Annotated in this window: 9 protein-coding genes and 1 pseudogene; 8 read left to right on the top strand and 2 right to left on the bottom strand. The window is 70.5% G+C overall.

Annotated features, from left to right (window positions below):
• Both CCN72_RS29840 and CCN72_RS29835 read right to left on the bottom strand, forming a co-directional pair.
• Positions 1 to 382 (bottom strand): annotated as a pseudogene (locus CCN72_RS29840) (hypothetical protein); the annotation flags it as partial.
• 119 nt (positions 383 to 501) lie between these two features.
• Positions 502 to 1,038: an HNH endonuclease gene (locus CCN72_RS29835; protein ID WP_085564765.1), complete on the bottom strand. Its 537-nt coding sequence runs from the start codon at positions 1,036 to 1,038 to the stop codon at positions 502 to 504.
• 349 nt (positions 1,039 to 1,387) lie between these two features.
• On the opposite strand from CCN72_RS29835, the gene CCN72_RS29830 reads away from it, so the two are divergent.
• The 8 genes from CCN72_RS29830 to CCN72_RS29795 form a co-directional block, all read left to right on the top strand.
• Positions 1,388 to 2,473 carry a mechanosensitive ion channel family protein gene (locus tag CCN72_RS29830; RefSeq protein WP_208638138.1) on the top strand — a complete coding sequence of 362 codons (1,086 nt, stop codon included), beginning with the start codon at positions 1,388 to 1,390 and terminating at the stop codon, positions 2,471 to 2,473.
• 135 nt (positions 2,474 to 2,608) lie between these two features.
• On the top strand, positions 2,609 to 3,229 hold the full coding sequence (locus tag CCN72_RS29825; protein WP_086811097.1) for a Uma2 family endonuclease: 621 nt from the start codon (positions 2,609 to 2,611) through the stop codon (positions 3,227 to 3,229).
• A 132-nt stretch (positions 3,230 to 3,361) separates the two neighbouring features.
• Positions 3,362 to 4,573 (top strand): ROK family transcriptional regulator, encoded by a 1,212-nt coding sequence (locus tag CCN72_RS29820; RefSeq protein WP_037651747.1) that lies wholly within the window; start codon positions 3,362 to 3,364, stop codon positions 4,571 to 4,573.
• Positions 4,574 to 4,663: 90 nt separating this feature from the next.
• Positions 4,664 to 6,016: an ABC transporter substrate-binding protein gene (locus tag CCN72_RS29815; RefSeq protein ID WP_167408732.1), complete on the top strand. Its 1,353-nt coding sequence runs from the start codon at positions 4,664 to 4,666 to the stop codon at positions 6,014 to 6,016.
• 3 nt (positions 6,017 to 6,019) lie between these two features.
• Entirely contained in the window at positions 6,020 to 6,961 is a 942-nt protein-coding gene (locus CCN72_RS29810; RefSeq protein ID WP_086811095.1) for a carbohydrate ABC transporter permease, read from the top strand.
• Between the two features lie 2 nt (positions 6,962 to 6,963).
• Positions 6,964 to 7,857: a carbohydrate ABC transporter permease gene (locus CCN72_RS29805; protein ID WP_086811093.1), complete on the top strand. Its 894-nt coding sequence runs from the start codon at positions 6,964 to 6,966 to the stop codon at positions 7,855 to 7,857.
• Between the two features lie 7 nt (positions 7,858 to 7,864).
• The gene (locus tag CCN72_RS29800) at positions 7,865 to 9,130 is read left to right on the top strand and encodes a 6-phospho-beta-glucosidase (RefSeq protein ID WP_086811091.1); all 1,266 of its coding nucleotides are present in this window, start codon (positions 7,865 to 7,867) and stop codon (positions 9,128 to 9,130) included.
• On the top strand, positions 9,121 to 9,997 hold an 877-nt coding region (locus CCN72_RS29795), incomplete at its 3' end, for an N-acetylglucosamine kinase (RefSeq protein WP_086811089.1). The genes CCN72_RS29800 and CCN72_RS29795, both read left to right, overlap by 10 nt.

Raw genomic sequence — 9,997 nt, 5'->3', positions numbered from 1 at the left:
GAACGCGCGCGCGTTCGCCAGGCAGGAGGACGAGGAGGGCCAAGGGGCCGGTCAGATCCCGCCCGGAGAGCGCCGAGACCTCGGGGAGGGCCGGTGAAAAGCGCTCGATCTCGATGAGGTCCGCCGTCTCCACGCCCACGATGCCCCCGCTGAGATGTTCCGGGCGCTCCCAGACGCCGCCCTCCCCACGCGAGGAGTAGTACAGCTCTTCGGCCATGAGGCCGTCGCCCCTGCGGTGCAGAAGGAGGACGAACCCGAGGTCGCCGTCGATCCAGACGTCAGCGGCCTGGGGGGTACCGGCGTCCAGCGGCGGGCGCTTCACGGCGGTGCGGGCACCCAGCGGCACCCCCGACCGGAGGGCGGTCCCGGCGATGTCAGCCATCGCGCAACGCGACAGGGGCAGCGCCGGCCGACATGGCCGAAGGGCGGGCACGCCTCCGTGCCCCGCGTCGCCGCCCGAGGAGGCCGGGGCGCGGGGCAGACGCCCGGAGGCCCGGATCGTCAGGCTGAGATGCCGTCGATCCGGGCCATGGCGTCGTCCGCGCCGTACGGCTGTAGGTAGGGCAGCCAGCGCGGGTCCCTATGGCCGGTGCCGATGATGCGCCAGGCCAGACCGGTGGGCGGGGCGGGTTTGTGGTGCAGGCGCCAGCCCAGTTCGACGAGGTGGCGGTCGGCCTTCACGTGGTTGCAGCGGCGGCAGGAGGCCACCACGTTGTCCCAGACGTGCTTGCCCCCGCGGCTGCGCGGGATGACGTGGTCGACGCTGGTTGCGACGCCACCGCAGTACATGCACCGGCCCCCGTCGCGCGCGAAGAGCGCACGGCGGGTGAGCGGAACGGGCCCGCGGTAGGGAACCCGGACGAATCGCTTGAGCCGGACCACGCTGGGTGCGGGGAGTGTGACGGTCGCGCTGTGCATGAAGGCGCCGGATTCCTCCAGGGAGACGGCCTTGTTCTCCAGGACGAGGATGAGCGCGCGGCGGAGCGGTACGACGCCGAGCGGCTCGTACGACGCGTTGAGGACCAGGACATGCGGCACGGGTGCCTCCTTGGGCGTCGGCGGCGCGTGGCTCGCGCCGGGACGATCTGCAGCCAGTCTCCCCTCATGCCTGGTGGCGGCGCCACCATGTCCCGGTAACGGGCTGGGAGTGTTTTCGACCACAGGTGATACATCCCCAGGATCACGGCCTGTTCAAGCCAGGGTGAGCCGTGTCTCTCCTGCGCCCCTCCTTGGCGGATCCGCACAGGACACCCACAATGCCCCGTTAGTGTGGTGGTGCTGGCCGTCCGGTGATCTTTTCGTGACCTCGCAGACCCTGCCCGCCCCACCGGTACGGACCGTGCAGCACCTGGAGGTACCTGCCGTGTCGTCCTTGCCCGTGGTCCTGATGGCCGCCGGTGCGTCTTCGTCCCCGTCGCCGTCCCCTTCGGGTACGGCACCCGCGGTGCCGACGCTCCAGGACGCCCAGGAGAGCGCGACGAACGCGGCGAGCTGGGTCGAGCAGAACTGGTCGACGTGGCTCGCCATGGGACTCCAGATCCTGCTGATCATCGTCGTGGCGGTCGCGCTGAGATCGGTGGTGCGGCGGGCGATCACCAAGCTGATAGAGCGGATGGCCCGGACCGCGCAGGCCGTGGACGGCACCGCGCTGGGCGGGCTGCTGGTCAACGCGGAGCGGCGGCGGCAGCGGTCGGCGGCGATAGGGTCCGTGCTGCGCTCGGTGGCGAGCTTCCTGATCCTCGGTACGGCGGCGCTGATGGTGCTGTCCACCTTCAAGATCAACCTGGCCCCGCTGCTGGCGTCCGCCGGTGTCGCCGGTGTCGCGATCGGTTTCGGCGCGCGGAACCTCGTCACGGACTTCCTGTCCGGCGTGTTCATGATCCTGGAGGACCAGTACGGCGTCGGTGACGTGATCGACGCGGGCGTGGCCACCGGCGAGGTGATCGAGGTCGGGCTGCGGGTGACGAAGCTGCGCGGAGCCGAGGGCGAGATCTGGTACGTCCGCAACGGCGAGGTCAAGCGGATCGGCAACCTGTCCCAGGGCTGGGCGACGGCCGGGGTCGATGTGACCGTGCGGGCGAGCGAGGATCTGGACAAGGTCAAGGCGACGCTGGACGAGGTCGCCGAGAAGACGAGCAAGGAAGAGCCCTGGAACGAGCTGCTGTGGGGCCCGATCGAGGTCCTCGGCCTGGACTCCGTGCTCATCGACTCCATGGTGGTCCGCGTCTCCGCCAAGACCATGCCCGGCAAGTCCGTCACCGTCGAACGCGAGCTGCGCTGGCGCATCAAGCGCGCCTTCGACGCGGCACACATCCGCATCGTGGGCGGCGCGACGGCCGTCGAGGACGTGGAAGACCTCCCCGACCCGACCGCCGCGGTCGCCGCCCCCTCCGCCTTCTCCAACTCCGACTCCCCGCAGTCGATGGCGACGACCCCGATCACGACGCAGCGGACGGTTCCGCCGAGGAAGTAGGGGAACGGTTCAGCACGCTCGTTCGAGTGAAGGGGTGGGGCATTCCGGCGCGGTGGCGTTCGGGGTGCCCCATCGTTCTGCCGGGGCGCCCGGAGCGGGCTTAGCCTGGCATCGATGCGACAAGGAGAACGAGCGATGAGCGCCGGACCTCTCGTGGAGCCGATGATGACGCAGGACCCCATCGATCTGCTGATCGCGTTCGAGAAGGCGTCGGTGGCGCCGATTCGACCCGAGTACATCGAGGGGACGGTCATCGTGCCGCCGCAGCCGGATTACAACCACAGCAAGGGCGCGGTCAAGCTCACCTTCCAGCTCCATATGGCCGGACTCGATCTGGCGGGTATGGGCATGGGCTTTCGCGCGGCCCACCAGGACGGCAGCACCATGGCACTGGTGATCCCCGACTTCTACATCCTGCGCCGTGAGCCGACCGAACTGGACAGCTCGTACCTCAAGGTCCACAAGGGCTGGTACCCGATCGGCATGATCGCTCTGGTCGGCGAGGTCACGTCGTCCAACCACGCCATCGACACGGGGGCCAAGCTGGCCGCTTACGCCGCAGCCGGAATCCCGGTCTACGTCCTGATCAACCGCGAAACGCGGACGGCCCACTGCTACACCGGACCGACCCTACCCGGTGACAACCCCGTAGAGGCGTACTACGAGCACGACACCAAGGTCGACCTCGGCGACCCCCTCCCCCTTCCGGCGCCGTACCCCACCCTCGACACCAGCCCCTTCTTCGTCACCGGCTGACGCACCCTCCGCATCCCCGAGATAACGACTCTGTTGCCTCGGGGGTCCCGCGTATTGACGCCCCCTCCCCGCCGGGCTTACGTTCGGGCGGAATAGGAAAGTTTCCTAACAGTGAGGCAGGTGTCGGGACCCATGGCAGGAACGGCCGGTACGCCGGGGACTCCGCGCGTGCTGCGGGCGATGAATGATCGTGCCGCGCTGGATCTGCTGCTGGAGCACGGGCCGTTGTCCCGGACCCGGATCGGGAATCTGACGGGACTGTCCAAGCCCACCGCCTCCCAGCTGCTGGCCCGCCTTGAGGCCGCGGGGCTGGTCAGGGTCACCGGGACCAGCGAAGGGCGGCCGGGGCCCAGCGCCCAGCTGTACGCGGTGCACCCCGGCGCCGCCTACGCCGCCGGCCTCGACGTCGCCCCGGACCGCATCCGCGCCGCCGTCGCCGACATCACCGGCCGCACCATCGGCGAGTACGAGCTGCCCACCCCCGGCAGAAGGCCCGCGCAGTCCGTCGTACGGCAGGTCACCGACGCCCTCGACGGTGCCGTGAAGGCGGCCGGGCTGGCACGCGGCGAGCTGCACCGCGTCGTCATCGGCACGCCAGGCGCGTTCGACCCGAACACCGGGCGGCTGCGCTACGCCTCGCACCTGCCCGGCTGGCACTCCCCCACGCTGCTCGACGAACTCGCCGCCGCGCTGCCGATGCCGGTCGAGTACGAGAACGACGTCAATCTCGTCGCCGTCGCCGAACAGCGCCTGGGCGCCGCCCGCGGCCACGGGGACTTCGTGCTGCTGTGGAACGAGGAGGGCCTCGGCGCCGCCCTCGTCCTCGGCGGCCGGCTGCACCGCGGCTGGACCGGCGGCGCCGGTGAGGTCGGCTTCCTGCCGGTGCCGGGCACGCCCCTGGTGCGCCAGGTGACCCGGGCCAACAGCGGCGGCTACCAGGAGCTGGCCGGCGCCCAGGAACTGCCGAAGCTGGCCCGTGAACTCGGCGTCCCGGACGTGCCGCCGGGGCCGTACACCGAGTCGGCCCGCGAGCTGCTGGCGCGCGCCGCCGACCACGCGGACGGCCCGCACCGGGAGCTGCTGACGGCGTACGCGACCCGTCTCGCCACCGGTCTCGCCGCGCTCGTCTCGGTCCTCGACCCCGAACTCGTCGTCCTCAGCGGCTCCGCCCTGACCGCGGGCGGCGAGGTACTGCGCGCCCTGATCCAGGCCGAGTTGGAGGAGCTGGCGGCGGCCCGGCCCCGGCTCGTCCTCGGCGACATCCGTGAACACCCTGTTCTACGCGGCGCGTTGGAGTCCGCGCTCGCCACCACCCGGGACGAGGTCTTCGACACCTCGCGCTGACCGCCCCGGGCCCCAATAAAGCCCGGGCCATGAATTGCCCCCGCACCGCGCCCTCCCCACCCCGACCCGAACCGTCCTGGGAGATCCGCCATGCCCACAGCAACACCCGGAGTCACCAGAGCCACCCGCAAAGCCGCCCTCGCCCTCACCGCCTCCGCCGTGCTGCTGACCGCCGCCTGCACCGGGCAGTCCGACGCGGGTGCCACGGACGACCCCACCAAGGACACGACGATCAACTTCTGGCACGCCTGGAGCGCGCCGAACGAGGTGGCGGCGGTCAAGTCCCTGGTCGCCGGGTTCGAGAAGGCGCACCCCAACATCCATGTGCACATCGTCGGCAACATGACCGACGACAAGATCAACCAGGCGCTGCGCACGGGCGGCGGCGACGCCCCGGACGTGATCTCCTCCTTCACCACCAACAACGTGGGCAAGTTCTGCTCCTCCGGCGCGCTGATCGACCTCGACCCCTTCCTGAAGAAGGCGGGCATCGACCCCGCGACGACCTTCCCGAAGGCCATGAACGAGTACACCCGGTTCGACGGCGACCGCTGCACCGTGCCCCTGCTCGGGGACGCCTACGGGCTGTACTACAACAAGACGGCGTTCGCGAAGGCCGGGATCAAGCAACCCCCCAAGACCTGGAGCGAGTTCGAGGCCGACGCCAAGCGGCTGACGGTGCCCGCCGGGGACTCGTACAAGCAGCTCGGGTTCATGCCCGACTACCACGGCTGGGAAACCACCACCGAGCACTACTTCGGCCAGTTCTCGCCGACGTACTTCACCGCGGACGGCAAGTCGAACGTCGCCAAGGACCCGGCGTTCAAGCAGGGGTTCGCGCTTCAGAAGCGGCTCGTGGACGAACTCGGCGGATTCCGGAAGCTGGAGAGGTTCCGCTCCACCCTCGGCGACGAGTGGGGCGCCAAGCACCCCTTCCACACCGGCCAGGTGGCCATGCAGCTGGACGGCGAGTGGCGGCTCGGGATGGCCGAACAGGCCAAGCCGAAGTTCGAGATAGGCGTCGCCCCGCTGCCCGTACCGGACGATCAGTTGGACCAGTACGGCAAGGGCTACATCACCGGCACCATCACCGGCATCGCCGCCACCAGCCACAAGCAGAACGCCGCCTGGGAGTTCGTGAAGTACATCAGCACGGACACGGACGCGGTGGTCGGCTTCGCCAACGACATCCACAACGTGCCCTCCACCCTCGCCGCCCTCAAGTCCCCCAAGCTGAAGTACGATCCGCGCTTCAAGACCTTCCTGGACATCGCCGCCGACCCCGACTCCACCACCACACCCGCCTCCCTCAACGGCGGCCAGTACCTGGTGACGCTCCAGCAGTTGGGCTACGACTACGAGAGCGGCAGGGTCACCGATCTGGCGGCCGGGCTGAAGAAGGCCGCCGCGCAGATCGACACGGACATCGCGCAGGCGAAGTAGCCGATGAGCACGCTCACCCTGGCCGCCAAGCGCCGCCGCTCGGCGCTGCGCACGCTCGCCTTCCTGTCGCCGTGGCTGATCGGCTTCGCGGTGTTCTTCGCGTACCCGCTGCTCTCCACGGTCTACTTCTCCTTCATGCACTACGACGGCTTCCGGCCGCCCACCTGGAGCGGCGGGAAGAACTGGACGTACGTCTTCACGCACTACCCGCTGTTCTGGCCCGCGCTGCGCAACACGCTGTGGCTGGTCGTGGTGATGGTGACCCTGCGCGTGGCCTTCGGGCTCGGCATCGGGATGCTCATCACGAAGATCAAGACGGGTACCGGCGTCTTCCGCACCCTGTTCTATCTGCCCTACCTCGCCCCGCCGGTCGCCGCCACCATGGCCTTCGCGTTCCTGCTCAACCCCGGTACCGGGCCGGTCAACTCACTCCTGGAGAAGGCGGGGATCCCGGCGCCGGGCTGGTTCAACGACCCGGACTGGTCCAAGCCGGCGCTGACCCTGCTCGCGCTGTGGGGCATCGGCGATCTGATGGTGATCTTCATGGCCGCGCTGCTCGACGTGCCGAGGGAGCAGTACGAGGCGGCCGAGCTGGACGGCGCCTCCGCCTGGCAGCGGTTCCGGTACGTGACCCTGCCGAACATCTCCCCCATCGTGATGTTCGCCGTCGTCACCGGCGTGATCCAGGCGATGCAGTGCTACACGGAGCCACTGGTCGCGGGCAAGGTGGCCTCCGGGGTGATCCAGGGCGCGGGCGCCCAGTTCGAGCCCGGCTACCCGGACAAGTCCACGCTCACCCTGCCCCAGCTCGTCTACAACCTCGGCTTCCAGCGCTTCGACTACGGCTCCGCGTGCGTCGTCGCCCTCGTACTCTTCGCCCTCTCCATGGCGTTCACCGCGCTTCTGATGCGGCGCCGGGGCGGCCTGATCCAGGCAGGTGACTGACCATGACCCAAGTGCTCACCGAACCACGGAAGTTGGCCGAGCCGTCCGCGCCCGCGCGACGCACCGCCCGCCGCAAGGAGCTGCTCCGGTGGATCGCGGTGCACTCCCTCGGCGTCGCCGCCGCGCTCTTCTTCGTGCTGCCCTTCGTGTTCGTGCTGCTGACCTCGCTGATGAGCGACAGCCAGGCACTGAGCCGGGACCTGATCCCGGGCACCTGGGAGTGGGGCAACTACCGCAAGGTCTTCGACACGCCCGGCTTCCTCACCTGGTGGCGCAACACCCTGATCTACGCGGGCCTGGGCACCGCACTGACCGTGGTGTCCTCGATCCCGGTGGCGTACGCGCTCGCCAAGTTCCGCTTCCCTGGCCGCAATCTGGCCCTGATGCTGGTGATCTCGATGATGATGCTGCCCCCGCAGGTCGTCGTCATCCCGATGTACCTCTTCTGGGCGAAACAGCTGGGCCTGTCAGGGACGCTGTGGCCGCTGATCATCCCGATGGCGTTCGGCGACGCGTTCTCCATCTTCCTGCTGCGCCAGTTCCTGATGACGATCCCGAACGAGTACGTCGACGCCGCCCGGGTGGACGGCTGCGGCGAACTGCGCACCCTCGTCCGGGTCGTACTGCCGATGGCGAAGCCCGGCATCGCCGCCGTGGCCCTCTTCCAGTTCTTCAACGCCTGGAACGACTACTTCGGCCCCCAGATCTACGCCTCCGAGAACCCCGGTGCCTGGACGCTGAGTTACGGCCTGGAGTCCTTCAAGGGCGCGCACCACACCGACTGGAACCTCACCATGGCCGCGACGGTGCTGGTCATGGCCCCCGTGATCCTCGTGTTCTTCTTCGCCCAGAAGGCATTCGTCGAAGGCGTCACGCTCACCGGAGTGAAGGGTTGATCTCTGTATGAAACTCACCGTGGTCGGCGGCGGCTCGACCTACACCCCCGAACTCGTCGACGGCTTCGCCCGGCTCAGGGACACCCTGCCCGTCGAGGAACTGGTGCTGGTGGACCCCGACGCCGAACGCCTGGAGCTGGTGGGCGGGTTGGCCCGGCGGATCTTCGCCAGGCAGGGGCACGGCGGCCGGATCGTGACCACCGCCGACCTGGACGCGGGCATCGACGGCGCCGACGCGGTGCTGCTCCAGCTGCGCGTCGGCGGCCAGGCGGCCCGGCGGCAGGACGAGACCTGGCCGCTGGAGTGCGGCTGCGTCGGCCAGGAGACCACCGGCGCGGGCGGCCTCGCCAAGGCGCTGCGCACCGTACCGGTCGTGCTGGACATCGCCGAGCGGGTCCGGCGCAGCAATCCGCGCGCCTGGATCATCGACTTCACCAACCCGGTCGGCATCGTCACCCGCGCCCTGCTGCACGCCGGGCACCGCGCGGTCGGCCTGTGCAACGTGGCGATCGGCCTCCAGCGCAAGTTCGCCGACCGCCTCGGGGTGACCCCGCAGGACGTGCACCTCGCGCACGTGGGCCTCAACCACCTCACCTGGGAGACCGCCGTACGGCTCGGCGGGCCCGAGGGCGAGAACGTGCTGCCCAAGCTGCTCGCCGAGCACGGCGACGCCATCGCCGACGACCTGCGGCTGCCGCGCGCCCTCCTCGACCGCCTCGGTGTCGTCCCCTCGTACTACCTGCGCTACTTCTACGCCCACGACGAGGTCGTACGGGAGCTGCGCACCAAGCCGTCGCGGGCCGAGGAAGTGGCGCGGATGGAGCGGGAGCTGCTGGAGATGTACGGCGATCCGGCCCTGGACGAGAAGCCGGCGCTGCTCGCCAAACGGGGCGGGGCCTACTACTCGGAGGCCGCGGTGGACCTGGCGGCGGCGCTGCTGCGCGGCGAGGGCAGCCCGTACCAGGTGGTGAACACGCTGAACAAGGGCACGCTGCCGTTCCTCGCCGACGACGCGGTGATCGAGGTGCAGGCTGCGGTCGGCCCGACCGGTCCCGCGCCGCTGCCGGTGCCGGAGGTGGACCCGCTGTACGCGGGCCTGATCGCGAACGTGACGGCGTACGAGGAGCTGGCTCTGGAGGCGGCGCTGCGCGGCGGCCGGGACCGGGTCTTCCGCGCCCTGCTCGCGCACCCGCTGATCGGCCAGTACGAGTACGCCGAGACCCTGACCGACAGACTGATCGCACACAACCGGGAGCATCTCGCGTGGGCCTGACCTCGACCGACACCGCGAGCGTGCTCGCCATCGACGCGGGCAACAGCAAGACCGACGTGGCCGTGGTCAGTGCCGCGGGCGAGGTGCTGGCCACGGCGCGCGGCGGGGGCTTCCGGCCGCCCGCGGTCGGCGTCGCGGCGGCCTTCGACGCGCTCGCCGAGCCGGTGCGCCGGGCGCTGGCGGACGCAGGCCTGGACCGTGTCACCCATGTCTCCGCGTGCCTGGCCAACGCCGATCTGCCGGTGGAGGAGGAGCAGTTGGCGACCGCCCTGCACGCGCGCGGGTGGGGCGGGGCGGTGGAGGTGCGCAACGACACCTTCGCGATCCTGCGCGCGGGCGTCGCCGAGCCCCGGGGCGTGGCGGTGGTCTGCGGGGCGGGCATCAACTGTGTGGGGATGCGGCCCGACGGCCGTACCGCGCGCTTCCCGGCGATCGGCCGGATCTCCGGTGACTGGGGCGGCGGCTGGGGCCTCGCGGAGGAGGCGCTGTGGTTCGCGGCGCGGGCCGAGGACGGCCGGGGCGAGGCGACGGCGCTCGCGCGCACCCTGCCCGCCCACTTCGGGCTGTCCTCGATGTACGCGCTGATCGAGGCGCTGCACCTGGAGTATCTGGCGCCGGAGCGGCGGGGCGAGCTGGCCCCGGTGCTGTTCGCCACGGCGGCCGGCGGCGACCCGGTGGCGCGGGCGATCGTGGACCGGCTCGCGGACGAGGTAACGGTGCTGGCCACGGTCGCGCTGACCCGCCTTGAACTGCTGGACGAACAGGTGCCGGTGCTGCTCGGCGGGAGCGTGCTGACCGCCGGGCACGACCGGCTGGACGACGGCATCCGCGCCCGGCTCGCGGCCCGCGCCCCCAAGGCCGCCGTAC

The organism is Streptomyces murinus (assembly GCF_002154555.1).
In the GTDB taxonomy this organism is placed as follows: domain Bacteria; phylum Actinomycetota; class Actinomycetes; order Streptomycetales; family Streptomycetaceae; genus Streptomyces; species Streptomyces murinus.
This window is presented reverse-complemented; position numbering and strand designations above follow the sequence as displayed.